26 protein-coding genes and 1 pseudogene are annotated in these 24278 nt (G+C 38.9%); 13 read left to right on the forward strand and 14 right to left on the reverse strand.

Annotation, left to right across the window (positions count from 1 at the left end; genetic code table 11):
- Position 1 precedes the first annotated feature (1 nt).
- The 3 genes from HYG79_RS00280 to HYG79_RS00290 form a co-directional block, all read right to left on the reverse strand.
- Positions 2-823: an outer membrane protein assembly factor BamD gene (locus tag HYG79_RS00280; protein WP_179240187.1), complete on the reverse strand. Its 822-nt coding sequence runs from the start codon at positions 821-823 to the stop codon at positions 2-4.
- 126 nt (positions 824-949) lie between these two features.
- A complete protein-coding gene (gene dapA / locus HYG79_RS00285) occupies positions 950-1840 on the reverse strand; it encodes a 4-hydroxy-tetrahydrodipicolinate synthase (RefSeq protein ID WP_179240188.1) in 891 nt (296 codons plus the stop codon).
- Entirely contained in the window at positions 1840-2376 is a 537-nt protein-coding gene (locus HYG79_RS00290; protein WP_179240189.1) for a DUF6913 domain-containing protein, read from the reverse strand. The genes dapA and HYG79_RS00290 overlap by 1 nt, the downstream gene beginning before the upstream one ends.
- Positions 2377-2442: 66 nt before the next feature.
- Between HYG79_RS00290 and HYG79_RS00295 the strand changes: the two genes are divergently transcribed.
- From HYG79_RS00295 to HYG79_RS00305, 3 genes are read left to right on the forward strand one after another with little or no spacing between them, the layout of a single operon-like run.
- Positions 2443-3207 carry a 5'-nucleotidase C-terminal domain-containing protein gene (locus HYG79_RS00295; protein WP_179240190.1) on the forward strand — a complete coding sequence of 255 codons (765 nt, stop codon included), beginning with the start codon at positions 2443-2445 and terminating at the stop codon, positions 3205-3207.
- Positions 3207-4115 (forward strand): bifunctional metallophosphatase/5'-nucleotidase, encoded by a 909-nt coding sequence (locus HYG79_RS00300; RefSeq protein WP_179240191.1) that lies wholly within the window; start codon positions 3207-3209, stop codon positions 4113-4115. Before HYG79_RS00295 ends, HYG79_RS00300 begins: the two co-directional genes overlap by 1 nt.
- Positions 4116-4120: 5 nt before the next feature.
- A complete protein-coding gene (locus HYG79_RS00305) occupies positions 4121-4576 on the forward strand; it encodes a GNAT family N-acetyltransferase (protein WP_179240192.1) in 456 nt (151 codons plus the stop codon).
- On the opposite strand, the gene HYG79_RS00310 is transcribed toward HYG79_RS00305, so the two are convergent.
- Entirely contained in the window at positions 4566-4874 is a 309-nt protein-coding gene (locus HYG79_RS00310) for a hypothetical protein (protein WP_179240193.1), read from the reverse strand. The two genes, HYG79_RS00305 and HYG79_RS00310, sit on opposite strands and share 11 nt — an antisense overlap.
- A gap of 12 nt (positions 4875-4886) precedes the next feature.
- Complete coding sequence (locus HYG79_RS00315) at positions 4887-5468, reverse strand: M23 family metallopeptidase (RefSeq protein WP_179240194.1); 582 nt, start codon at positions 5466-5468, stop codon at positions 4887-4889.
- Between the two features lie 103 nt (positions 5469-5571).
- On the opposite strand from HYG79_RS00315, the gene HYG79_RS00320 reads away from it, so the two are divergent.
- Both HYG79_RS00320 and HYG79_RS00325 read left to right on the forward strand, forming a co-directional pair.
- A complete protein-coding gene (locus tag HYG79_RS00320) occupies positions 5572-6705 on the forward strand; it encodes a hypothetical protein (RefSeq protein WP_179240195.1) in 1134 nt (377 codons plus the stop codon).
- Positions 6706-6708: 3 nt separating this feature from the next.
- Positions 6709-8820 carry a PDC sensor domain-containing protein gene (locus HYG79_RS00325; protein ID WP_179240196.1) on the forward strand — a complete coding sequence of 704 codons (2112 nt, stop codon included), beginning with the start codon at positions 6709-6711 and terminating at the stop codon, positions 8818-8820.
- Between the two features lie 326 nt (positions 8821-9146).
- Here the strand turns inward: HYG79_RS00325 and ligA are convergent, their stop codons facing one another.
- From ligA to HYG79_RS00345, 4 genes are read right to left on the reverse strand one after another with little or no spacing between them, the layout of a single operon-like run.
- Positions 9147-11141, reverse strand: a complete 1995-nt coding sequence (gene ligA, locus HYG79_RS00330; protein WP_179240197.1) for an NAD-dependent DNA ligase LigA — start codon at positions 11139-11141, stop codon at positions 9147-9149.
- Positions 11141-11725, reverse strand: a complete 585-nt coding sequence (locus HYG79_RS00335) for an LOG family protein (RefSeq protein ID WP_317168466.1) — start codon at positions 11723-11725, stop codon at positions 11141-11143. The genes ligA and HYG79_RS00335 overlap by 1 nt, the downstream gene beginning before the upstream one ends.
- The gene (gene prmC / locus HYG79_RS00340) at positions 11722-12594 is read right to left on the reverse strand and encodes a peptide chain release factor N(5)-glutamine methyltransferase (protein ID WP_179240198.1); all 873 of its coding nucleotides are present in this window, start codon (positions 12592-12594) and stop codon (positions 11722-11724) included. The genes HYG79_RS00335 and prmC overlap by 4 nt, the downstream gene beginning before the upstream one ends.
- 4 nt (positions 12595-12598) lie before the next feature.
- Positions 12599-13087: a GNAT family N-acetyltransferase gene (locus tag HYG79_RS00345; protein WP_179240199.1), complete on the reverse strand. Its 489-nt coding sequence runs from the start codon at positions 13085-13087 to the stop codon at positions 12599-12601.
- Between the two features lie 41 nt (positions 13088-13128).
- Between HYG79_RS00345 and ribD the strand changes: the two genes are divergently transcribed.
- The 4 genes and pseudogenes from ribD to HYG79_RS00365 all read left to right on the forward strand — a co-directional run bounded on the left by ribD (position 13129) and on the right by HYG79_RS00365 (position 16261).
- A complete protein-coding gene (gene ribD / locus HYG79_RS00350; protein ID WP_179240200.1) occupies positions 13129-14181 on the forward strand; it encodes a bifunctional diaminohydroxyphosphoribosylaminopyrimidine deaminase/5-amino-6-(5-phosphoribosylamino)uracil reductase RibD in 1053 nt (350 codons plus the stop codon).
- Positions 14174-14779 carry an HAD family hydrolase gene (locus tag HYG79_RS00355; protein ID WP_179240201.1) on the forward strand — a complete coding sequence of 202 codons (606 nt, stop codon included), beginning with the start codon at positions 14174-14176 and terminating at the stop codon, positions 14777-14779. The genes ribD and HYG79_RS00355 overlap by 8 nt, the downstream gene beginning before the upstream one ends.
- Position 14780: 1 nt before the next feature.
- Positions 14781-15644: a DMT family transporter gene (locus HYG79_RS00360; protein WP_179240202.1), complete on the forward strand. Its 864-nt coding sequence runs from the start codon at positions 14781-14783 to the stop codon at positions 15642-15644.
- Positions 15644-16261: pseudogene (locus HYG79_RS00365) on the forward strand (IMPACT family protein). The gene HYG79_RS00360 and the pseudogene HYG79_RS00365 overlap by 1 nt, the downstream one beginning before the upstream one ends.
- Here the strand turns inward: HYG79_RS00365 and HYG79_RS00370 are convergent.
- Positions 16258-16662, reverse strand: a complete 405-nt coding sequence (locus HYG79_RS00370) for an acyl-CoA thioesterase (protein ID WP_179240203.1) — start codon at positions 16660-16662, stop codon at positions 16258-16260. The pseudogene HYG79_RS00365 and the gene HYG79_RS00370 overlap by 4 nt on opposite strands.
- Positions 16663-16870: 208 nt before the next feature.
- Here HYG79_RS00370 and dnaA point away from each other — a divergent pair, with 208 nt between their 5' ends.
- The 3 genes from dnaA to HYG79_RS00385 are packed head-to-tail and all read left to right on the forward strand — an operon-like array spanning position 16871 to position 19490.
- Positions 16871-18295 carry a chromosomal replication initiator protein DnaA gene (dnaA, locus tag HYG79_RS00375; RefSeq protein WP_179240204.1) on the forward strand — a complete coding sequence of 475 codons (1425 nt, stop codon included), beginning with the start codon at positions 16871-16873 and terminating at the stop codon, positions 18293-18295.
- Between the two features lie 6 nt (positions 18296-18301).
- Positions 18302-18766: a low molecular weight protein-tyrosine-phosphatase gene (locus HYG79_RS00380; RefSeq protein WP_179240205.1), complete on the forward strand. Its 465-nt coding sequence runs from the start codon at positions 18302-18304 to the stop codon at positions 18764-18766.
- Between the two features lies 1 nt (position 18767).
- A complete protein-coding gene (locus tag HYG79_RS00385; protein WP_179240206.1) occupies positions 18768-19490 on the forward strand; it encodes an SAM-dependent methyltransferase in 723 nt (240 codons plus the stop codon).
- 81 nt (positions 19491-19571) lie between these two features.
- On the opposite strand, the gene HYG79_RS00390 is transcribed toward HYG79_RS00385, so the two are convergent.
- The 4 genes from HYG79_RS00390 to dapF form a co-directional block, all read right to left on the reverse strand.
- Positions 19572-20213 carry a hypothetical protein gene (locus tag HYG79_RS00390; protein WP_179240207.1) on the reverse strand — a complete coding sequence of 214 codons (642 nt, stop codon included), beginning with the start codon at positions 20211-20213 and terminating at the stop codon, positions 19572-19574.
- A 147-nt stretch (positions 20214-20360) separates the two neighbouring features.
- Positions 20361-21404, reverse strand: coding sequence for an endolytic transglycosylase MltG (gene mltG / locus HYG79_RS00395; protein WP_179240208.1), 1044 nt, complete (start codon positions 21402-21404; stop codon positions 20361-20363).
- Positions 21404-21931, reverse strand: coding sequence for a GNAT family N-acetyltransferase (locus HYG79_RS00400; protein ID WP_179240209.1), 528 nt, complete (start codon positions 21929-21931; stop codon positions 21404-21406). Before HYG79_RS00400 ends, mltG begins: the two co-directional genes overlap by 1 nt.
- Positions 21925-22701 carry a diaminopimelate epimerase gene (dapF, locus tag HYG79_RS00405; protein WP_179240210.1) on the reverse strand — a complete coding sequence of 259 codons (777 nt, stop codon included), beginning with the start codon at positions 22699-22701 and terminating at the stop codon, positions 21925-21927. Before dapF ends, HYG79_RS00400 begins: the two co-directional genes overlap by 7 nt.
- A gap of 130 nt (positions 22702-22831) precedes the next feature.
- Here dapF and HYG79_RS00410 point away from each other — a divergent pair, with 130 nt between their 5' ends.
- On the forward strand, positions 22832-24223 hold the full coding sequence (locus tag HYG79_RS00410; protein ID WP_179240211.1) for a S1C family serine protease: 1392 nt from the start codon (positions 22832-22834) through the stop codon (positions 24221-24223).
- Positions 24224-24278 lie beyond the last annotated feature (55 nt).

A 24278-nucleotide genomic window follows, 5' to 3' on the forward strand; every position in this document is an offset into this window, starting at 1 on the left:
ATTATTTGGAATAATCCTGTAATTCTTTTTCTAACTTTTCGTTCAAGTCTTCCGCCTTTTTTTCAAATTGCGTGTTCGGAAAATACTTTTTGAGGTTTAGATATGCGGCCTTGGCGTTTTGTAGCCTTTCTTTCTTTTTATTGGGCGTACTGTTCAGGGCCAAATTGGTAGAAGCCTCAAATTTGTAGTACAGAGCGTCTTCCCTGTATACGGATCCGGGAAAATCAGTGACAAAATTATCGAATGCAGCAATAGCGGAAATCAAGCGCTGGTAGTCCCAAGCCCCTATTTTATCAAACTGTTTGGCGATTTCGAGTGCTTTCTTCTCTTTTTTTGTGGTCAGCTCCTTTGCCATGATATTGGCTTCGGCCAAATATTCCGAATTGGGGTAGGTATTGATAAAGGTTTGCAATTTGGAAAGCGCTTTATCGGTATCCGTTTGGTCCAAAGAATATCTTGGGGACAACATGTAGGAACTTTTGGCTCCCAAAAAAGAAGCCTGTTGCGCTTTGTCGCTTTTTGGATAGGACTTTATGAAACGTTCAAATTGATAGCCTGCCAGATAGTAGTCTTTTTTCTGAAAATATGAATCCGCAAAAAAGAACATGACCCGCTCTCCTTGAGGCTTTCCTATATATTTGGGTGCTATTTGTTCAAACAAACGGTTAGCTCTCTTAAAATCACCTTCATCGTAAAATTTTTCCGCCATTTCATATTTCGCCTTAACATCTTCGTTTTTAAGTACTTTTTGGTACTCGCTACAGGATGTTAAAACCAAAGACGCCAGAGATAAAAAAAGAAGTTTTCGCATTTTTAAAAACATTTTGCAAAATTAGGTATTACAAATGGATATAAAAAACATTTTAACTTCCGAAAATAGCGGGTAGTTGTGGGTTTAACAACCCTTTTGGCTAACATTTAACGTTAATCCCAAAATTTAACGAATACCTTACACACTCACCTTGACAAAAGGTTTGATAGCCTCTGAGATTTTTTCTTTCAAAATATTTGAGGCTTCTACCAAGGGAAGACGAACGGTTGCCGAAGAAAGCCCTAAGGTTTCGAATACTGTTTTTATGCCTGCGGGATTCCCCTCTTCAAAAATAAGTTCCATCAACTCTGTAAGTTGATAGTGGGTTTGATAAGCACTTTCTTGTTCGCCATTGAGCCCACTACGAACCATTTTTGAAAACTCGGACGGTAATCCCTGACCCAATACCGATATAACGCCTGATCCACCTGCCAAAACCGTTGGCAAAGCTGTAATATCATCTCCCGAAATCACATGAAATCCCGTCGGCTTATGCTTGATTATTTGCATAATCTGTACCAAATCGCCTGATGCTTCTTTTACCGCAATGATATTTTCAAAATCATTTGCTAAACGCAACGTGGTTTTAGGCAAGATGTTACTGCCGGTTCTACCGGGTACATTGTACACAATAATCGGTAAAGGGGAACTTTCAGAAATTGCCTTGAAATGTTGGTAGATACCTTCTTGGGTGGGCTTATTGTAGTAAGGTGATACGGAAAGTATACCATCAAATTCCTGTAATCGTAATGTTTTCAATTCCTCACAGACCAAATGTGTATTGTTACCACCCACACCTAAAACGAGTGGCAACCTACCTGCATTTACGGTCACAACGGTATCCATCACTAATTGCTTTTCCGCTTTACCCAAGGTAACCGATTCTCCCGTAGTGCCCAATACCACCAAATAATCAACTCCACCATCAATACTATGCGCTACGATGTTTTGCAGTGCATCAACGTCTACGGACAAATCTTTTTTAAAAGGTGTGACCAATGCTACACCCGTGCCGACAAACTTTTCCATTATTCAATTTCGTTGAGAACGGACAAATATTTTTTCAGTTCTTTCTTAAAGGTCTTAAAATCGCTCAAAGGTGTATTTATGATAAGATCGTTATATGCTTTATCCATCTCACCAAAACCTACTTTGATACGAGCTTTTGTCTGTAAGGTCATTAATTGCATCAACAAACTTTCAGAATTGTAATAGTTTACCAATACATCATATTCCCGACTCAAAAACTCCAAGGCATAACTGTTTTCAATAGCCCCGTTCCACCCCAAATCCTTATCGGAGAAAACCGGTGTGGCATATGGTGAGTTTTTGTCATAATAATTTTTATAGCCAATAATCTTGACTGCATTGGGCCTTAATTTGAACTCGTCAATAAATTCAAAAAAGAGATTTGCATCATCAAAAGAATCCAAATCCACTATACAGGCCAAAGAGGTTATCCCCTTGGAACGCATAACGGGCGGAGCAGGATGGGCAAGTGCTTCCTTCAAGAATTTTAGACCGGATTTGTATTTAAATTTATCCTTAATTCCCTTTAAAAACATGTACTTTTACATTTTTACAAATGTAAATAATATCCGTTCAATTATATGAGCAAGATATAAAGGTTTATGATTTTAAAAACACAACATTTTGTTATATTCATAACATTAATTTTAGGTTTATCCTGCAACAGAAAAGAACAACGCCTAAGTAGCATAAGAGCCGAACAGATAGCAATAAAAGACTCCCTCCCGGAAACCGATACCATTCTGGAATTCATAACACCCTATAAAAAAAGAATAGACTACATATTGGACAGTACTTTGGCTTTTGCAGCTAAGACCATATCTAAAGATGATGGCTTGCTCAATACAACTGCGGGAAATTTGCTCGCTGATATTGTGCTTTCAGAAGCCAATCCTATTTTTAAAACGCGTACCGGAAAAAATATAGATTTTGTTCTTTTAAACCACGGTGGTATTCGCTCAATTATTTCCAAAGGGCACGTATCTGCCCGAACAGCATATGAGATAATGCCGTTTGAAAACACCGTCGTCGTTGTAGAGCTAACCGGTAAGTCGGTAAGGGAGTTGACCTCTTTTTTGATACAATCAGGACGGCCCCACCCTATCGCTGGGATACAGATTCTTTTGGACAAGAACAACGGTTTGGAATCGATAACCATACAGGGAGAACCTTTTGATGAAAACCGTAATTACTATGTGGCCACATCAAACTATTTGGTCACTGGGGGCGACGATATGGGATTTTTTGCAGAAAAGGTCTCGGTCGTGGAGACAGATTATCTCATCCGAAATACGATAATAGATTATTTTAAAAAAGTAGATACCATAGCACCTACCGTGGATGATCGCTTTATGAAATTGAAGTAATGGATAGACGAAAATTTATATCAAAAACAACGGCTTCAACGGCTTTTTTAGGCTTAGGAGGTTTTTCATTGAACTCTTGCACAGGAGCTCAAAAGCACATAACCATATTACATACCAATGATGTGCATAGCCACGTTGATGCCTTTCCGCAAAATCACTCCAGATATCCTAACCTAGGTGGGCTTTCCCGTAGGGCCAGCTTAGTGGAAACTATACGCAATGAAAACCCGAATACCCTGTTGTTTGATGCAGGTGATATTTTTCAGGGAACTCCCTACTTTAATTTTTACGGCGGAGAAATCGAGTTTAAACTAATGAGCATACTAAAATATGATGCCGCAACCCTTGGTAATCATGATTTTGATAATGGTATCGGTGGGCTGTTCACACAATTGCCCAATGCGAAATTTGATTTGATAACGGCCAATTATGATTTTACCAATACCGTTATGAACGGTAAAACAAAGCCTTACAAGGTTTATGTATTAAACGGACTTAGAATTGGAGTCTATGGTTTGGGAATACAATTGGAAGGTCTTGTGACCAAAAAATTATATAAGGAAACCAAATATTTAAACCCCTATGAAATTGCCTTGGACAGCGAACGCAAATTGAAAGAAGAAGAAAAATGTGATTTGATTATTTGCCTTTCCCACTTGGGTTATACTTATGAAAATGAGCAAAGGCCCAATGATCTCAAACTCGCATCAAAAACCGATTACACCAACTTGATCATAGGTGGCCATACCCATACTTTTTTGGACAAACCTACTATACGTGAAAACAGAAAAGGAAATCAGGTATTGATAAATCAAGTGGGATGTTTTGGAATCAACTTAGGTCGAATAGACTTTTATTTTGATTCAAAAAATGAGGTCAATGCGCAAGGAGTTTCCATAAAGGTTTGATAGCGATGCTTTCTTTGATCAGAACAACAAATACAAATCGAGACTTTATAAAATTGGTCGTTCAACTTGATACAGATCTCGCCCAAAGGGATGGGGAAGACCACGGTTTTTATGATCAATTCAACGGTATCGAAGGCCTAAACCATACCATTGTTGCCTATCAAAACAAAAAACCGATCGGCTGTGGTGCCCTAAAGCAATTCGATGGTGATACCGTAGAGATAAAACGTATGTACACTGTACCCAAAGCAAGGGGCAAAGGTTTAGCGACATCAATTCTACAGGCTTTAGAGGTTTGGGCAAAAGAACTGGGGTATACCCACTGTATATTGGAAACCGGCAAAAAACAACCTGAAGCCTTGGCACTGTACAGAAAAAGTAGCTACCACATTATTCCCAATTACGGACAATATTCAGGCATTGAAAATAGCATATGCTTTCAAAAGTGCATCAATAACTAACTTGAATTGCATAATTTAGGATTTCGTGCAGCTCCTCATCAAAATCATTTTTTGCAAACGGTCTCTTGGCCCTGCTATACCAGTACCCAGCATTATAAGCATCACCTTCAACCCTATGTAGATGGGCGTGTATCCAACTTCCAATAACCGTATTTAGGTCTTGGGCAATCTCATGTGACGCCTTCCAGTTTTTATTGGCGGCATACCATAAAGCCTGTAGGGATAGTGGCCATTCAGCAGGCGGAAATTGCTTTTGTAATGCTTCATAAAATTCCGAGTCATCGTTTAGGGTCTTCATAATAAAGGGTTTTTAGTTTCGTAGCCATGTATCCGGATTTAGATAAAACATCTTTTTCCATCCTTGAACGGACACCGAATCGTACCGGCTTAAATAGGGAAAAGGGCTTGTTATGGCGTAATGCAAATGTGGTGGCTTGCCTTTTGCGTTTCCTGTGTCACCGACAGTTCCGATCAAATGACCTCTCTTTAAAGGTTTGAATATAAATGTTTTTATTTCGTCCAAATGGGCATAATAATGAAATCGCCATTTAGGGCCTAATACCATAACGGTTTTACCGCCTTTTCCTCCTTCATGGGTGTATATGACAATACCATTGGTAGAGGCGACAACGTTGGTTCCCCTTGAAGCAAAAATATCAATTCCCTTATGGGTGATAGAAGTTCCCCAAGGGTATGCCCAAAAAGAATCCTTGTCCCAACTATTTCTTGTTGCGCCTTCGACCGGAACGACCATTTGTTGCGGCAACGTAAAACCTATCATTAATAACAGCAAAGGAGCCCAGAACCATTTTTTGAAATATCGATATCTAAGTAAAAAAGCAAAAATAGATTTAAGGATATACCAAAATCTTCTTGTGGTATTGGTTATCATGTAATTGGTTTATATCAAAAATACAGAAACTATCGGTTTAGGTTAAATGTTAAAATTTTAACTATATTGTTGACTGTGAAATACCTATCGCCTGAAATCAACAATGAAATACCCATTCATCCTTTTTTTCATTAGCTGTTCTTTTTTGCCTACCCGTGCGCAAGAAAACGAAGATTCCAAGTTTAAATTGAACTTAGGGGGCGCATTACGGTACAATTACAATTATTCTAGTTGGAAACCAAATCAAAAAAAAAGAGGTGGTGATTTTGGTTTTGAGGTATTTCGAATTACTACAGATGCAGTTTACAAAGATTGGGAACTTCACGTAGACCAACGTTTTTATTCATCGGCGTTCGGCGGCGCATTCTTAAAGTATGGCTGGGCCCAATATAATATTAATAAGAACAGTCATTTCAAAATTGGTTTGATTCCTGCTTATTTTGGGCCCCAGCAGTTTAATTCGCATAGTTGGTTTTTTCAACTACCTTTTTATTTGGGTTTTGAGGACGACCATGATATGGGGATTAGTTATAGTTATGAAAACGAGAAACTTAGATTTGATTTTGGGTTCTACAAAAACGCAGAGGATTTAACACTAAGCGATAATGACCCCGTTTCTACATCAAGATATTCTTATGATATTTCCGGTCGTAATAAAGAGGTAAACCAGGCAAATTTTCGGTTTAATTATACGGTTGGGGAAGAAGCTAAGCATATCATGGGCACAACCCTTCAATATGGGGGAATATGGAATTTAGACACTAAGGAAATGGGAAGCCATGCCGCTTTGGGCATTCATTATGAAATGGATTATATGCGATGGAACCTAAAAACACAACTTATAAGTTACCACAACAGGCCTAAAAATCTTGATGGCGAGAGTAACGACGTTCTTGAAATGGCTGCCTATAACTTTCCGTATAACACAGCGGCAAGGGCCAATATCTACTCCGTTGGTTTGGCCTACACCATTCCATTAAACAAAAAAATAATACAATCCGTTCAAGTCTACAATGATTATTCTTTTATGGATAAAGCGGTGTCAACTTGGGAAGATACCCAAATGAACATACTGGGTATGCTGATTTCAATGAAACATGTTTATATTTATGTCGACTATGCAAGTGGGCTAAACCAACCTTGGTTGGGACCGGATTCTGCAGATGCCCTGACCACCGGGATGTCGGATAACGGTTGGGAGAGTAGATTTAATATCAATATTGGGCTATATTTTTAAAACATGGTAAAAAAAATATTGTACGGCGGCTCCCTTATCATCTTCACGATATTGCTGTATCATGTATACGAATACTATAGCTTTACCAAAGAACGAAACGCCTTTATACAGGAAAAAGGAAAAGCGACCACCATACTTTTAAAAAATCAGATAGATTCCGTTTTATCCGTTATCGTTACCGAGGGCGAGCGATTGGCCAAAGACTTTGGGGCCAATGATTACACCACTCAGGAAATTGAGCATATCATAAAAGAGAGTTCCTTAAAAATCCCTGCCCTACAAGGCATTACCGCCTGCTACGAAAAGTATGCCTTTTCTGGGGACAGGGAGTTGTATTGTCCCTATTATGACAAGGGAACGGGAAGCTATATCAATGTTGGGGAGAGCTATGATTATACCGATGAAAGCAATGATAGCGGTCTTTGGTATACAAGCGTTCGTAACCATGGTGCCAAATGGGTAGAGCCTTATTTTGCCGAAGCGGCCAAAGACTGGTATGTGGATTTTGGTATACCCTTCACATACGCCTCAGGACCAAAAAAAGGTCAAGTACGCGGTACCATTACCATGAGTTTTTTAACGAGCGGATTCAAAAACTTGGTACATTCATTAAGCATAGGCAAAACAGGTTATGGTATGGTCATATCAAATGAGGGCAATTTTTTGTCACATCCCATAAACGATTACATCGGTACCAAAAATCTTTCCGAAGTTACCAAAACCCTTGAAAACGATTCCCTAAAACAATCTTATGAAGCACTTTTGCGGGGAGATACCGGCAATATAGAATTTGAAGATAAAGAAAGAGAGGACCAAGTACTTTTTTACTATGACCATATTCCTTCGTCTGATTGGGGAATTGGGCTGATGTTTTATAAAAATGAGCTGCTGGACAGTACCTCGGCATTGAACCATAGGTTTATAAAACTAGCCTTGTTGTTATCGGCTTTTTTGCTCATCATCATTGCCATATATTTCAACAAAGATTATTTAGATAGGCAAGAGATATGGCAGTTAAGTATATTGGCAACTATTTTATTGATTTCCAATATATTTTTAATAGGCTATTTGGAACATACGGGCAGTCGAAAAACAACCTTGGAAGAAAGCCCGCCAATCGCCGATATAAATAGTTTGGGCAGTTTTATAAATCAACAGAATATAAGGCTCGAGACCTTAAAGCTCTCCAAATACGTACCTGTTCCCACAGGGATTTTCATTCAGCGGATGGCTTTTGAGAACAGCTATAACCTAAATGTGGGCGGCACGATTTGGCAAAAATATCCTCTTGATATCATCGATAGTGTTCAAATAGGTTTTCGCTTACCTCAAACATCGCCATTTGCCGAAGCATCATTCATCGAGGAAGTGTACAGAAAAAAGTTTGAAGCCACCCAGGCAAGCTTGGGTTACATGCTTATTGGATGGGATTTTAGGGTAACATTGCAACAGTATTTGAACTACGAAAATTTTCCGTTGGACAAACGCCATATCAATATAGAGATAGTTCCTGTAAACCAAGAGGACAAATTGATTTTCACGCCTGATCTCGCAAGCTATGAATTTACCAACCCGAGCCAAAAAGCAGGTTTAAACCCCAATGTAAAAATCTCTGGCAATAAAATAATGGGAAGTTATTTTAACTATTCGGTGGAATCTTATGATACCGATTTCGGGTACGGCTCCAAAACTATGTTCGAGGAAGTACCTATACTTCACTTTAACATTGATCTACGGCGAATTCTACTCAATACGTTCGTGACTTACCTGATACCCATTTTCGTAACCTTGATCATGATGTTCATCCTCATTGTTGCCTGTTCCAAAACTGAGGAACGCCAAGGTATCATTGAAGGTATGGCCGCTTTTTTCTTTGTTCTAATTTTTTCGCACATAGATATGCGAAAGGAAATTATAACGGCCGATTTGATATTTATGGAGTACTTTTATTTTATAACCTATGGTATGATTATTCTATCTACATGGAATTTGATTACGTATGCTAAAAATAAAGCTGCCATTTTTGATTACAATGAAAACCAAATTTTTAAGGCTTCTTATTTTCCCTTCTTTTTTCTATGTGTGCTTATCGTTGTTTTATCCAAGTTTTATTGATAAAAATAGTGTCAACATACTGACTAATTCTTTTAAGACTTTTAATAGGTTTAAATTATAAATCTACCTTAGATGAACCTCAATAAATTTGAAACACATGTTTTTTGCAAGAATAAGATACCTCCGGGTAAGGTTATCATTAAGAACATGGTACAGAATAAATCTGATACATTGTGAATTTACAATGAGATTTCTCACTACGTTCGAAATGACGAAATAGCTTAAAGAAATAACCTCAAAAGCATAAGGTTTGACCTTAAATTTCGTAACAAAACTGTGATGGAATACAAATTAGTGGTAATGAAAGAGCTTATTTTTGCAAAAAATCAAACCATCTCTAAAAAATCGTCCTCAGAGATAATTTGTACTCCTAGATTTTCCGCTTTGGTACGTTTACTAGGCCCCATTTTATCCCCGGCCACTAAATATGTAGTTTTGGAAGAAACCGAAGAACCCACTTTGCCCCCATTGTCCTCGATACGTTTTTTTAATTCTTCCCTACTGACCTTTTCGAACACACCGGAAACCACGAATGTTTGTCCTTTTAGTTTTTCAGTTTGGTTTTCAAGCTTTTCCGCAGAAAGTTCAAATTGAACCCCATAGCTTTTAAGTCTAGCAATGGTTTCCCTATTGGCCTCATTTTGAAAAAACTCCACTACTGACTGCGCTATACGTTCCCCTATCTCATCTACGGCAGTCAATTCTTCGGCCGAAGCCGACATTAAGGTATCAATGTTTTTGTAGGCCTTGGCCAATTTTTTAGCGACAGTTTCTCCCACGAAACGAATTCCCAAAGCAAACAGTACCCGTTCAAAGGGAATTTTTACCGATTGTGCCACGCCATTTACCAAATTTTCGGCCGATTTTTCTGCCATACGCTCCAAAGGCATTATCTGTTCTTTCGTCAACTTGTACAAATCGGCATAAGTGGTTATCAAACCTTCTTGGAACAACAATATCACGGTTTCACTGCCCATCCCTTCAATATCCATGGCCTTTCGGGAGATGAAGTGCTGAATACGCCCCGTAATCTGAACAGGGCAACCGTAATAATTGGTACAATAATGTTTGGCATCACCTTCGGTGCGCTCCAATACCGTATGGCATTCGGGACAGTGGTCAATATATTGGGTAGGTTTTGATTCTAGCGGGCGTTTGGTAAAATCTACTCCGATGATTTTTGGGATAATCTCCCCACCTTTTTCTACAAAAACCGTATCTCCTTCACGTATATCAAACTTGGCAATTTGGTCGGCATTGTGTAACGATGCCCTTTTAACCGTAGTCCCAGCCAAAAGCACAGGTTCAAGATTGGCGACCGGAGTTATGGCTCCTGTGCGCCCTACTTGGTAAGTGATCTTCCTCAAAACCGTTGAAACCTGTTCGGCCTTAAATTTATAGGCCATGGCCCAACGGGGCGATTTTGAAGTGAATCCCAATTCTTCTTGATACTGCAAACTGTTCACTTTGACTACAACACCATCGGTCTCATAGGGCAAATCATGCCTGTGTATGTCCCAATATTCCACAAATGCCAAAACTTCGTCTACAGAATTACAGAGTTTGGCAACGGTTGGTACTTTAAATCCCCAGGCACGGGCTTTCTCCAACATTTGCCATTGGGTCTCGATACCGGTATCTTGACCAACGATACCATACAACAAACAATCCAACGGTCTTTGCGCTACCAATGTACTGTCCTGTAGTTTTAGGCTCCCCGAAGCTGTGTTTCTGGGGTTCATATAAGGTTCTTCCCCGTTTTCTATACGTTCTGCGTTCATTTTAGCGAAACCTTCAAATGGTAAAACTATTTCGCCCCTGATATCGAATTTCGGAGGGTAATCGCCTTGTAACTGTAAGGGTACAGATTTTATGGTTTTAATGTTTGTCGTAACATCATCACCTTGAACACCATCCCCACGGGTCAATCCACGTACTAATTTACCATGTTCGTATGTTAGGCTTATACTTGCACCATCATATTTTAGCTCACAGGTAAAAGCAATCTTTACGTCTCCTAAAATACGTTGGATACGTTTTTCCCAATCCTCTAAATCCTCTTTGGAGTATGAGTTGTCCAAAGAATACATGCGTTCATTGTGTAGAACGGTCTCAAAATTCTTGGTTACCGTACCGCCGACCCGTAATGTTGGTGAAGTGGCGTCGAACCATTCAGGATGTTGCTTTTCCAAAGCTTGCAACTCCCTGAGTTTCATATCAAATTCGTAATCGGAAATCGTAGGATTATCCATAACATAATAATTGTGGTTATGTTCACGAAGTTCGTTGCGAAGCGCTTCTATTTTTTGTTGATCGGTCATTATAATTGGTCTTTAGTAATCCATTTTAGTAATGGTACTGGCTGATACTTTTTCATTTTTAAAAGTAATCCATCTACCGTATCATCTACCAAAATCATATCATAATTCTCCTTTTTTACAAAACCTTGATGTACCATTTTGGCCAGCATGGCGATCAATTCATCGTAAAAGCCATTAGTGTTCAAGACACCGATTGGATATTGGTGCAATCCCAACTGACCCCAGGTCAACATTTCAAAAAATTCTTCCAAAGTACCATAACCGCCCGGGAGCATTATAATACCGTTTGACAATTCATGCATTTTTAATTTGCGCTCGTGCATGTCTTGCGTGATGATCAATTGGCTTAAATTAGTGTGAAATACTTCGCGTACCTTTAAAAAATGGGGGATTACGCCGATTACCTTGCCATTGGTTTCCAAAGCTCCATTGGCAACAGCTCCCATAACACCAATTTTTGCCCCACCGTATACCAAGGTAATTCCCTCATTTGCCAGGGTTTTGCCCAAAACATAACCCTGCTGCATATATTCAGGATGACTCCCCTCACTGCTACCACAAAACACTACAATACTTTTCATCATTTTTTACAATGTATCATTCGGTCATTACCGAACATATCTTTTTTGAGTTCAATTGCTGAAAATTCATGTGCCTTAAAAAGGGCTTGGTTTTCTTTTCCTAAATATTGATTGATTTCTACAAACAAACTTCCATTTTCAATCAAATTTTTATCGGCAAAATTTGCAATTGCCTCATAAAAAACCAACGGATTATCGTCTGGGACAAACAGAGCCCGCCCTGGCTCATGCGCCAAAACATTTGCATGCATTTCTTGTTTTTCAATTTCCCTAACATAGGGCGGATTGGATACCATAACATCAAATTTAGAACGAAATATAGTTGAATTGCCCAATAATGGCCTTTCCTCTAAAATATCCGTTTGTAGAAAACTGATATCCACTTTGTTCAATTTAGCATTACTTTGAGCGACTTCAAGTGCCTTTTTAGAAATATCAAGGGCAAATACTTTAGCGTCGGGAATGTTTTTTGCCAACGAAATCGCAATACAGCCACTTCCGGTGCCTATATCCAAAATTCTCAGGTGTTGACTGCGCCTGCTCTCCAAGTAATTCATAACCCATTGTATCAATTCCTCCGTTTCGGGTCTAGGTATCAATACAGTCTCGTTTACGTAAAAATCCATATCCATAAAATGGGCTAGCCCGGTAATATGTTGAATGGGTTTGCATAACTTGAGTTGCGATAATGCTTTGAAAAGGGGTTGCTCCTCACTTTTTGAAATAATGAGTTCTGGCTGTAAGGCCAAAATAAAACGCTCAAGACCCAAATAATGATCTATCAAAATATAAAAGAAGCTATCAACTTCTTCTTTCCCATATATTTCATCTAACTCTTTATGGTAAATGGATTTGATTTCTCTTAGGAGCATAATATCAATCTAGGTTTTTCAACATCCAAACAGGGCAAGAATAGTGCCCGGTATCTCCCATGGGGGCATCTATATACTCGAAACCAGATTTTTTGTAAAGCTTTTGGGCAGCTTTCATAAAGGGCATCGTTTCAATATAAACCTGTTCAAAACCATATTCCTTAGCTCTGTCCAAACAAAGCTTCATCATTCTGGCGCCAATGCCCCTACCCCTGGCTTCCTCTAAAAAATACATTTTTTGGAGTTCGCATACATTACCATCATAATTTTGTAATTGGGCCACACCGGCACAGCCCAGCAGCCGGTCATTTTCTTCCACAACAAAGTACGTGGCCTTAGGTACATTATAATTTTCGTACATGCTATCCAAAGCTTTGTCGGCATAGGCTGTCCCAACTTTGGGAACACCCAGGTCAACCAAAACTTTACGAATTACCTGGGCAACCTCCACATTGTCGCCTGGTCTTATTTCCCTAATGATAGCCGTATGCATAACCGTAAAAACAATCAGTTTTAATATCCTATTTTTGTGACGTGAATATACATGAAAAATATATTTTACGCTGCATTGAAATCGCCCAAAACGGACTCGGTTACACAGCACCCAACCCAATGGTGGGAGCAGTGATCGTACATAACGAAAAAATTATCGGGGAAGGGTATACAAGTGCATATGGCGGACCGCACGCCGAAGTCAATGCGATAAACTCGGTAGGCGATATATCCGTATTATCAAAAGCTACGCTGTATGTGACCTTGGAACCTTGTTCCCACCACGGCAAAACGCCCCCGTGTACCGATTTGATCGGTAAACACAAAATACCAAAGGTTGTTGTGGGCATTTTAGACCCCAATCCCTTGGTTGCCGGAAAGGGTATCGAAAAATTAAGGTCGGCAGGATGCGAAGTTACTACTGGCATATTGAAGAAAACCTGTAGGGAACATCATAAGCGGTTTTTAAGATTTCAAGAAAACAAACGCCCTTATATCATACTCAAATGGGCACAGTCTTCGGACGGCTTTTTAGCCCCAGATATTGAAGAACGAAAGAAAACGCCCCAACCCTACTGGATCAGTAACATGTATTCTAAACAATTGGTACATAAATGGCGTTCTGAGGAGCAATCTATTTTAGTAGGCACGAATACGGTAATGGCCGATAATCCCAGATTGAATGTACGGGATTGGACGGGGAAAAATCCGTTTAGGGTCATCATAGACAGAACTTTGAAAATTGATGCAGAACATCATGTCATGGATAAAAGTATTGGCACTTTGATACTGACCGAAACAAAAAACGCCAATAAATACGTGAAAGGCATCAATTATGAAATAATGGATTTTTCCAAACCATTGGCCGAACAAATTGCCAATATACTTTGGCAATACAATTTTACCAGCCTACTGGTAGAAGGTGGCTCAAAGACCTTACAGAACTTTATTGATGAAAATTTATGGGACGAGGCCCGTGTTTTCATTGGAAAACCAACCATTAAAAAAGGAATACAAGCGCCCGATATATCGGGGAAATCAATGAATGTGCAACAGATAGGAACCGACATCCTAAAAACCTATCGGAATGATTAGGAACATCATTTTTGACTTCGGGGATGTTTTCATTAATCTGGATAAAGCAATTATTTTCAAAGAAATTGAAAAATTTGGTGGCACTTCAAAGCTATCTCCCAAGCTTCAAAAAGCAAATAATCTGTTCGAGGTAGGTAGAATGACTACTGCTGATTTTATAGACACATTAAAAGCCGTTTACCCGAAGGCTTCCAAACAAGAAATTAAAACCATATGGAATGCGATGCTATTGGATTTTCCAGATTATCGCTTACGCTTTTTGGAAGAACTGGCTAAAGAAGAAAAATATAGCCTATTTCTCCTAAGCAATACCAATGCCTTGCATATTGCCCATGTGAGAAAAATTATGGGAACCAAAAAATATGAAAGATTTAAAAACTGTTTTAAGCGATTTTATCTTTCGCACGAGATAAATATGAGAAAACCCAATACCAATATTTATGAATTTGTACTGGCCCAAAACAAACTAAAAGCAGAAGAAACACTTTTCATAGACGATACTTCCGAAAATACCGAAGCTGCCTCTACATTGGGTATTCATTGTTGGAACATTCAAGTAGGGAAAGAAGATATCATACAATTAAAAACCAAACTTTGATATGCTATATCTGGCACTCAGCGTATTTTTCTCAAGTTTAATATTCGTTATTTTTAAGCTGTTCTCGCTGTACAAGGTACAGACCATCTATGCCATCATCGTCAACTACATAGTAGCGTGTGCCGCCGGGCTTTTCTTTTATAAAGGAAACATTAGTGTGGTTGAAATACCCAATAAATCATGGTTTTTGGGTACTTTGGGTTTGGGGTTCTTATTTATTCTGGTGTTTAACCTTATGGCCGCTACATCCCAAAAATTGGGGGTTTCGGTAGCGTCGGTAGCCACCAAAATGTCATTGGCCCTTCCGGTACTTTTTGGGGTATTTGTATATAAAGAAGAATTGGGCGCATTAAAAATCATAGGCATTGTATTGGCACTGGCCGCAGTGTATTTTGCATCTGTAAAGCAGAAAAGTATAACGGTTCAAAAATCGGTCATTTTGCTTCCGGTTTTGGTGTTTTTAGGCTCCGGTGTTATTGATACGAGTATAAAGTATCTTCAAGAAAACTATGTAAAAGCTATTGAATTCTCGTTATTCTCCGCGACGGTTTTTGCGGCAGCAGCGATCATCGGCATAGCTTACATCTTGATACGATATGTACAAAAACCTTTGACCGTTAATTATAAAAATGTTCTGGGCGGAATCTGTCTGGGCGTCCCCAACTATTTTTCCATATTTTTTTTATTGAAAGCCCTACAGAACGACACATTGAACAGCGCATCGATCTTTACCATAAATAACGTAGCCATCGTTATGTTTTCTACCTTACTGGGGATTGTACTTTTCAAGGAAAAAATAAGCTTGAAAAATTGGGGCGGTATTGTTCTGGCCATAATCAGTATTTTATTAGTTGCCCTATCCTGATGAAAAAAGAAACCGATACATACAAAACATTAAAAAAACCTTCCCCCGAAATTCTTTTTAAGGAAAAGAAAAGTAAGTTTTATGGGTATGCTTTTCCCATAAAAAATGAAGATGCCGTAAAACCCATAATTGCCGCTCTACACAAAAAGCATAGCTCGGCCAATCATATTTGCTATGCATGGCAATCGGGCATTGAAACCTTAACCTACCGTACGAACGATGATGGCGAGCCCAATAATTCGGCAGGGCTGCCCATTTACGGGCAAATACAATCTTTTGGCGTGACCAACGTACTTGTTGCCGTAGTCAGGGTGTTTGGTGGCACAAAATTAGGGGTCGGCGGTTTGATAAGTGCTTACAAAACCGCAGCTCAAATGGCCTTGGAGGTATCTAATATTGTTGAAAGAACAGTAAACGTGCATTTTAAGCTCAAATTTGGATACCCAGAAATGGATATTGTTATGCGTACCATTAAATAAAAACAATTGAATATTATTTCCCAAACCCATGAAATTACCTGCGAACTCATGTTTTCCGTTCGTAAAAATGATTCAGAAGCAATTGAGAAGGTTTTTGAGGAAATTTACGGCGTTGGTATTGAACGAATGGAAAATTAGATGGCGTTTTTTATTTTTTCCAAAACATAATCGGGACATTTCGTCGGCCTTTTGGTTTTCATATTGATGAAAGCCAGAACTGTATTCCCTTCTACCAGAACTTCCTTGGCTTCGTTATAAATTGTATAATCAAATTCTATCCTTACCGATGGTAATTTCACCAGTTTTGTCTCTACGGTAATGAGGTCGTCATAGACTGCCGATTTTTTATAATTCAACCGTAAAGAAATAACTGGTAACATAGTACCGTTTTCTTCCATGTTTCTGTAAGAAATACCCAATTCCCTTAACCACTCTACTCTGCCCATTTCTAGATATTGCGGGTAATTGCCATGGTATACCACTCCCATTTGATCAGTTTCGCCATATCGTACCCGAAAAGAAATTGTGTTAAAATGCATAATTTATCGGTTAAAAACAATATATTTAAAAGTATGGGTTTTTAGGAGTCCGAACATGAGAAAAAAAAAGGGGAAATTCAATATGATTTCATTTTTTTTTTATCTTTTTTGTTCACATATTTGCCTCACACAGAAAGTATGGTTTCCTCCAACCAGTTTTCGACCAACTAAACAAATCGCTAACCGCAAAATAAGACAAAGTTTAAAAATGAGTGTTACTGCTACGTCCGTATGGAACAACTGTTTGGCCTTTATCCAAGATAATATCCAACCGCAGGCATTCAAAACTTGGTTTGAACCCATTAAGCCGATAAAGCTTTCCGAAAACGCCCTGAGCATTCAAGTGCCCAGCAAATTTTTTTATGAATGGCTAGAAGAGCATTATGTAAAGCTCTTAAAAGTTGCATTGACAAAGGAGCTTGGCGAAACTGCCAAATTGGTGTACATCATACGCATGGAAAACACCTATGGAAACAAAGAACCGTTCACTGAGAAAATTCCCAGTGCTAATAGGGGCAGTATGAATTCACAGGAAATGGACGTTCCCATCAAATCCAAAAATCCCGAATTAAAGAATCCTTTCGTGATTCCGGGTATTCGAAATATAAAAATTGAGTCCCAATTAAACCCCAATTATAATTTTGACAACTTTCTTGAAGGAGATTCCAACAGGCTGGCCCGTTCAGCAGGTATGGCCGTAGCCAATAAACCTGGTGGCACTTCATTCAACCCTTTGTTGGTTTTTGGGGGTGTGGGATTGGGAAAAACACATTTGGCACATGCCATTGGCGTGGAAATAAAGGACAAATATCCTGAGCGAACAGTACTTTATATATCTGCCGAAAAGTTTACGCAACAATACATCGAGTCCGTTAAGAAGAACACGAGAAATGATTTCATTCATTTTTATCAATTGATAGATGTTCTCATTATTGACGACGTACAATTTCTTTCCGGGAAATCAGGAACACAAGACGTATTTTTCCATATTTTCAATCATTTACATCAAAATGGGAAACAGGTCATCTTAACTTCTGACAAGGCACCGGTCGACATGCAGGATATTGAACAGCGGTTGTTGTCGAGGTTCAAATGGGGCTTGTCCGCAGAACTACAGAATCCAGATTACGAAACACGTATCTCAATCCTTAAAAACAAGTTGTATCGCGACGGCGTAGAAATGCCCGATGACATTATAGATTATGTGGCAAAACATATCAAAACCAATATTCGTGAATTAGAAGGTGCCATCATTTCCCTCATCGCCCAATCATCGTTCAACAAGAAAGAGGTTACGCTAGAACTTGCACAACAAGTTGTGGAAAAATTCGTAAAGAACACAAAACGAGAGGTCTCGATAGATTACATCCAAAAAGTTGTTTCCGATTATTTTGAAATGGATGTCGCCACCTTACAATCAAAGACACGTAAAAGACATATTGTACAAGCAAGGCAACTGGCCATGTTCTTTGCCAAAAAATTCACAAAGGCTTCATTGGCAAGTATAGGATCACAAATTGGAAAAAGAGACCATGCAACCGTACTACATGCTTGTAAAACCGTGGACAACCTCGCTGAAACCGATAAACAGTTCAGAAAGTACATAGAAGACCTTACCAAAAAATTCTCTTGATTTTTTATGAAAACCAAAGTCTTAATGGTGTGCCTAGGAAATATATGTAGGTCACCATTGGCCGAAGGTATTCTGAAAAGCAAGGTAGACCCAACAAAAGTATTTGTAGATTCTGCCGGTACCGGTGGGTATCATATCGGCGACCCGCCAGATCCACGCTCTATTTCGGTAGGCCATAGATATGGGATAGACATTACAAAACAACGCTGCCGTATATTTACGGTAGATGACTTTAAAAAATTTGATATCATCTACGCTATGGATAAAAGTAATTATACCCATATTACCGCCAAGGCCAGCAGCAAAGAAGACCTTGAAAAGGTCAAATTAATATTACAGGAAAGCGATTTAGGGTTTATTGAAGTTCCGGACCCATACCACGATGCCGATAGTGGTTTTGAAAATGTATACCATATGTTGGAGAAGGCTTGTACGATTATTGCCGAAAAACTAGACCCAAAAACCAGATAAAATGGATGCCGACGCCACCAAAAAAGGTAAACTTTATCTTATTCCCAGTACCCTTGGGGACAGTGCCCCTTTTGAGGTACTGCCTATATCAATAAAACGGGCCATTGAGGAAATTGATCATTACATTGTTGAAAACGAAAAAACAGCTCGGCATTTCATCAAAAAAGTAAGCTCAAAAAAATCCCAACCCTCTTTACAGATACAATTGTTGAACAAATTTACCGAACCAGAAGTTATACCCACTTTTTTAAATCCATGCTTAGAGGGTTATGATGTTGGTATTCTCTCTGAAGCGGGTTGCCCTGGAATCGCAGATCCTGGTGCTGATGTTGTTAACATTGCACATGAGAAGAATATCCGGGTCGTTCCCCTGGTCGGGCCGTCATCAATAGTGCTGGCACAAATGGCAAGTGGTCTTAACGGACAAAGTTTTGCCTTTAACGGCTATTTACCTATTGACAATTCAGAACGAAAGGGAAGAATCAAGGGTCTGGAAAAATTATCGAGGGAAAACGGACAATCCCAGATTTTTATAGAAACCCCTTACAGAAACGACAAACTATTACAAGAACTAACGCGTACACTCTCCGGCACAACCCAACTTTGTGTTGCCTGTGATATAACGTTACCTACGGAATATATACGCACTAGATCGATTACGGATTGGAAAAAAATTACCGTTTCGTTACACAAAAGGCCCGCTATTTTTATAATACAGGCATAAAAAAGCCCCAATACTATAATATCGGGGCGATTCCATCTTCATAATCTGATTTCCACAAAGGAAATAAAGTTTTGACTGTTCCTATAGTTTGGGATTCTTTTGGGCCTCGATAAACGAAACGTCAAATCCCGAAAATTTTCTTATGTATTTTCTGATATTTGTACCGTATGCATCGCTTACGTCAAATCTACCATAAGTTCTAAGGTATTTTTTTACATTACCCGCGCCCGACAAATGGGCTGCTGCCAATATCCCCGATTCGGTAACTTCAACACCGTTAATGCGCTTACCGACAAACTTAGGGATATCCTTTCTCAGAATCCATTTGTTTCTGGCGATGTTCGTTTGAAAAACCTCTTCCTGCAAAGCAGGGTCATTTAGGAATCTTGTGGCATTGTAAACGCCCATGAGCTGTAAGGTTCCAATACCGAATTGGTACTTTCCTAAGTAACCCAACGTATTGGTCGTGAAATAATCCCCCTGGGATTCTTTGAACGCCAACGCCTCTTTAAAACCAACAAAGGAAGTTCCTAAAAATGGCGGCATGGTTACTACAGTAACTTTCTTAGCATTAGTTCTGTTTTTGGGGAACAAAACTTCAGTAGGTTCATTTACTTTTAGACCTTCCGGTACTACAACTTCTTTGGTTGCGATTTTAAATCCGTAACTGGCCAAAATAAATATCATGATAAGAGGACAGAATACTCTTATCCACTTTCTCATATATTTGTTTTCTTAAGACTTACGATCGTAAAATGACCTGCTTAAATTTCACTCGGCAAATATAAATTGGATTATATGGTTCTTTTCTAAGGCTATGTTAAAAGAATACATTTTTAGTTAACATGTCTTAAAATTGGGATTAATGGCCTAGCGGTTGATATTTTGCTGATTGATCCACCGGATGTATTGTACCTTATTTCGGTTGTGCTGCGCGAGTGTTTTTGCAAATTTATGGTACCCAAACCTTTCAACATTTGCCACAAAGTACAAGTACTCGTGTTTTTCAGGATTCAGAACCGCATCTATGGCAGATATATCCGGCATGGCAATGGGGCCAGGAGGTAGACCGGCATATTTATAGGTATTGTATGGCGAATCAAGTTCCAGATCTTTATACAATACACGTTTTATCACTTGATCAAAATCTCCCGAATGTAGTTTTAACGCATAGATCACCGTAGGATCTGCCTGTAATAGGATTCCTTGGCGCAGACGGTTTAAATAAACCCCGGCAACTCTTGGCCGTTCATCTACTTTTGCCGATTCTTTATGAACGATTGATGCCAAAGTAACGACTTCGGCAGGCTTTAAGTTCAGTGCTTCGGCTTTTTTTAAACGTTCTCGGTTCCAAAATCGATTATATTCCTTCAACATTCTAGCTCTAAATTGTTTTGGCGAGGTGTTCCAAAAGAATTCATAACTGTTGGGAATGTACATGGCCAATTTTGTAGCATCAGAGAAATTGTTCTCATGTAAAAAGGCCGTATCATTAAAAGCGTTTAGAAGTGATATACTGTCCGGTTCTATCTGTACCGCTATTCTTCCCGCCAGCATGGCGAGAGTCTCTTGATTATTGAATGATACTTTTACCGGAATATTTCCACTGCGCAGGGAATTAACAATTTCGTTATTGTTCATTCCTTTACCAATACGGTATTTACCCGCTTTAATGTTAGAGGTGTAGCCTTTTCTTTTAGCGACCGCTTCAAACGACTCCATATCTTTCAATAAGGGCTCCAAATTTGTTTTTACTTCGGAAAAACTGGCATCAGAAGCTACATATACAAATGCTTCGGCATTATTGAATTTTGTATTGGGCGTGAAAATTGCGGTGTAAACCATATAAGCAAAAAATCCGCCTGCCAATAGGCCCGCAATGGCGATAATCCATAAAATCTTTTTGATATACATCAGTTTTTTATTTTTTGGTATAGTATTTCGGTCTTATACGTGCCATTAAAGAAAATCCAATCTTTCTTGAAACCTACTTTTTCAAATCCCATTTTTTCAAATAAATGAATGCTGGCATTATTATCCATCAAAATATTGGCATAAACCTGTTTTAATTGCAGGCTGCTGAAAGCATAGTCGCAGACCAAGGAAATAGCTTCTGCTCCTACACCTTTGTTCCTGTTGTTTGGATTAGAAATGATCAAACCCAGTCCCGCTCTATGGTTTTTTGGGTCAAAATCGAATAAATCAATCAATCCGATGACTGTATTGTCCGTTTTGGTACAAATACAAAGTCGTAGCTGTTTTACATCGTAAATATCCCTGTGGGCGTTTTCCAGATACGACTTTAAAACTTTTTTAGAATAGGGAGTAATGGTATTGCTTATCTCCCAAATAGATGGGTCATTCTCCAACTCATATAAAAAGTTAAGATCACCTGGTTCTAAAGCTCGCAAAAAAATAGTATCACCTTTTAATGTCAACATGTTATCTCCCCTTTGAATACTTGCCTCGCTGGACCAGTAAGACATATATTTTTAAATCCTGTGCCATGGGGTTCAAAAGACACCTCTAAATCGCCACCCAGTGTTTTGACCTGTACTTTATTAGTGTTGGTCAGTTTAGAACGATACATGGCCAGAGCCACCGCCGTTACACCTGTACCACAGGAAAGGGTTTCATTCTCCACTCCTCTTTCATAGGTTCTTACGGTAAAAGTGCCGTTTTCAGATTTCTGTACAAAATTAATATTACTACCCTTTTTGCCATAAAGCCCATAACGTATGCGTTTCCCTTCTTTGGCTACTTCAAAAGCATCCAGATTGTTGACCAATTGCACGTGATGCGGCGACCCGGTATCCAAAAAACAATGTTTTTCCAGTTCGTGTATTTCCGAAACGTCTTGCATTTGAAGACTTACAGTATTTTTATCAATTGTAGCTTTATGGATGCCATCGATTGCAGTGAAACTGGTAGCCTTATCCATTATACCTAAAAAATTTGCAAAAGCAACGATACATCGCCCCCCGTTACCACACATACTGCTCTGATTCCCATCAGAATTATAGTATATCATTTTGAAATCTGACATTTCGTCATTTTCCAATAAAATCAATCCGTCAGCACCAATACCGAATTTTCGGTCACATAACGATGCCACCAAATTGATATTTTCTTTGGGAAAAGTAAATTTTCTGTTATCGACAAGCACAAAATCGTTTCCCGTACCTTGATATTTATAAAAAGTAAGTATCATTGAATAGTTTGAATTTCAAAGATAGGATTAGTTAAGGTTTTTTTAGTACTTAAAAAATCGTTAAAGCCTTAAAATGGCATGGAAAATGCTTTAATTTTAAGATATAAATGAAAAGAAAATTACAATACATATGAAAAAAATAGGAAGTCTTTTGTTGGTTGCCGTTTTTGCCGGTTCAATAACTTTGGGAGCTTACAAATTGTTTTTGGAGAAACCAGATTATGCGATAGTCTCCGATGATGGCAAAACATCGTTTACAACAACAAGTTACACACCAACATCGGCAAAGGGGTCGGGAATCAATGAGGTAGATTTTACCATAGCGGCTGAAAATACCGTAAATGCCGTGGTGCACGTCAAAAATGTTACCGTAAGCAAAGCTCCGACCAATATAATGGAATTCTTTTATGGTTCTAACGGTCGCGAAATACCCCAGGTAGGCACAGGTTCAGGAGTCATTATTTCTCCAGACGGCTATATTGTAACCAATAATCACGTAATTGTAAATGCCAATCAATTACAAGTAACGCTTAACAACAACAAAACCTATGATGCCGAATTGATTGGGACCGACCCAAATTCTGATATTGCCCTTATAAAAGTAGAAGCCGAGGACAGGTTGCCATACTTGGCTTTCGGGGATTCGGATAATGCAAAAATTGGGGAATGGGTACTCGCAGTGGGAAATCCGTTCAATCTAACATCAACGGTCACTGCCGGCATAGTTAGTGCGAAAGCACGGGATTTAGGTAAAAATCAATCTTTTATTCAAACGGATGCCGCGGTAAATCCCGGTAACAGCGGTGGTGCATTGGTGAACACCAATGGCGACCTTATTGGTATCAACACAGCAATCACCTCGCAAACGGGCTCTTATGTGGGATACTCTTTTGCCGTTCCTAGCAATATCGCCAAAAAGGTAGTTGATGATATCATGGAGTACGGCAACGTGCAGAAAGGAATTTTGGGTATAGAGTCCCCTCGATTAAACACAAAATACGCCATAGAAAATGGTTACAACGAAATTGATGGGGTATACGTTGATGGGGTCAATGAGGACTCGGGAGCTTATGATGCCAAAATTCAAAGAGGTGATATTATTAAACAAATTGATGACCAAAAGGTGAGGAAGTTCGCAGATTTGACAGGATATATTTCAACCAAACGTCCAGGAGACGAAGTTCTTTTGACCCTAAAAAGGGACAGCGATTTGATTGAAGTACCCGTAACCCTTAAAAAGCGCCAAACCATAGTTGTTCCGGTAATGGGGCTAGAGGTCAAAAACCTTTCCGAAAAAGACAAAAAAAGATTCAAAGTAGATAAAGGCGTCAAAATTATCGGCGTACCCGAGAGATATAGAGGCTATGGTCTCAAAGACAAAATATTGATAGCTGTTGACGATGAGGAAATAAACGATATTCAAGAGGCAAGAACATTATTTGGCGGTATCTCTAAATATGGAAGGACGATCATAAGCCTTCAAAACGAAAAAGGAGAAAAAGAACGATTGATTTTTCAATAATAAAACACAATTGCTAATTCATAAAAGCACCTTTAAAAAGGTGCTTTTTTTATTT

The organism is Costertonia aggregata (genome assembly GCF_013402795.1).
Classification (GTDB): Bacteria; Bacteroidota; Bacteroidia; order Flavobacteriales; family Flavobacteriaceae; genus Costertonia; species Costertonia aggregata.

What these genes read in the sequence shown, in the direction of transcription:
- HYG79_RS00325 (WP_179240196.1), top strand. Translation starts at nt 6,709, where the DNA reads ATGGTAAAAAAAATATTGTACGGCGGCTCCCTTATCATCTTCACGATA.
- dnaA (WP_179240204.1), top strand. Translation starts at nt 16,871, where the DNA reads ATGAGTGTTACTGCTACGTCCGTATGGAACAACTGTTTGGCCTTTATC.
- HYG79_RS00370 (WP_179240203.1), bottom strand. Translation starts at nt 16,662, where the DNA reads ATGCATTTTAACACAATTTCTTTTCGGGTACGATATGGCGAAACTGAT.
- dapF (WP_179240210.1), bottom strand. Translation starts at nt 22,701, where the DNA reads ATGATACTTACTTTTTATAAATATCAAGGTACGGGAAACGATTTTGTG.
- dapA (WP_179240188.1), bottom strand. Translation starts at nt 1,840, where the DNA reads ATGGAAAAGTTTGTCGGCACGGGTGTAGCATTGGTCACACCTTTTAAA.
- HYG79_RS00345 (WP_179240199.1), bottom strand. Translation starts at nt 13,087, where the DNA reads ATGCATACGGCTATCATTAGGGAAATAAGACCAGGCGACAATGTGGAG.
- HYG79_RS00300 (WP_179240191.1), top strand. Translation starts at nt 3,207, where the DNA reads ATGGATAGACGAAAATTTATATCAAAAACAACGGCTTCAACGGCTTTT.
- HYG79_RS00310 (WP_179240193.1), bottom strand. Translation starts at nt 4,874, where the DNA reads ATGAAGACCCTAAACGATGACTCGGAATTTTATGAAGCATTACAAAAG.
- mltG (WP_179240208.1), bottom strand. Translation starts at nt 21,404, where the DNA reads ATGTATATCAAAAAGATTTTATGGATTATCGCCATTGCGGGCCTATTG.
- HYG79_RS00305 (WP_179240192.1), top strand. Translation starts at nt 4,121, where the DNA reads ATGCTTTCTTTGATCAGAACAACAAATACAAATCGAGACTTTATAAAA.
- HYG79_RS00380 (WP_179240205.1), top strand. Translation starts at nt 18,302, where the DNA reads ATGAAAACCAAAGTCTTAATGGTGTGCCTAGGAAATATATGTAGGTCA.
- prmC (WP_179240198.1), bottom strand. Translation starts at nt 12,594, where the DNA reads ATGCTCCTAAGAGAAATCAAATCCATTTACCATAAAGAGTTAGATGAA.
- HYG79_RS00360 (WP_179240202.1), top strand. Translation starts at nt 14,781, where the DNA reads ATGCTATATCTGGCACTCAGCGTATTTTTCTCAAGTTTAATATTCGTT.
- HYG79_RS00295 (WP_179240190.1), top strand. Translation starts at nt 2,443, where the DNA reads ATGATTTTAAAAACACAACATTTTGTTATATTCATAACATTAATTTTA.
- ligA (WP_179240197.1), bottom strand. Translation starts at nt 11,141, where the DNA reads ATGACCGATCAACAAAAAATAGAAGCGCTTCGCAACGAACTTCGTGAA.
- HYG79_RS00315 (WP_179240194.1), bottom strand. Translation starts at nt 5,468, where the DNA reads ATGATAACCAATACCACAAGAAGATTTTGGTATATCCTTAAATCTATT.
- HYG79_RS00400 (WP_179240209.1), bottom strand. Translation starts at nt 21,931, where the DNA reads ATGTTGACATTAAAAGGTGATACTATTTTTTTGCGAGCTTTAGAACCA.
- HYG79_RS00390 (WP_179240207.1), bottom strand. Translation starts at nt 20,213, where the DNA reads ATGAGAAAGTGGATAAGAGTATTCTGTCCTCTTATCATGATATTTATT.
- HYG79_RS00320 (WP_179240195.1), top strand. Translation starts at nt 5,572, where the DNA reads ATGAAATACCCATTCATCCTTTTTTTCATTAGCTGTTCTTTTTTGCCT.
- HYG79_RS00410 (WP_179240211.1), top strand. Translation starts at nt 22,832, where the DNA reads ATGAAAAAAATAGGAAGTCTTTTGTTGGTTGCCGTTTTTGCCGGTTCA.
- HYG79_RS00355 (WP_179240201.1), top strand. Translation starts at nt 14,174, where the DNA reads ATGATTAGGAACATCATTTTTGACTTCGGGGATGTTTTCATTAATCTG.
- HYG79_RS00335 (WP_317168466.1), bottom strand. Translation starts at nt 11,725, where the DNA reads ATGATGAAAAGTATTGTAGTGTTTTGTGGTAGCAGTGAGGGGAGTCAT.
- HYG79_RS00385 (WP_179240206.1), top strand. Translation starts at nt 18,768, where the DNA reads ATGGATGCCGACGCCACCAAAAAAGGTAAACTTTATCTTATTCCCAGT.
- HYG79_RS00280 (WP_179240187.1), bottom strand. Translation starts at nt 823, where the DNA reads ATGTTTTTAAAAATGCGAAAACTTCTTTTTTTATCTCTGGCGTCTTTG.
- HYG79_RS00290 (WP_179240189.1), bottom strand. Translation starts at nt 2,376, where the DNA reads ATGTTTTTAAAGGGAATTAAGGATAAATTTAAATACAAATCCGGTCTA.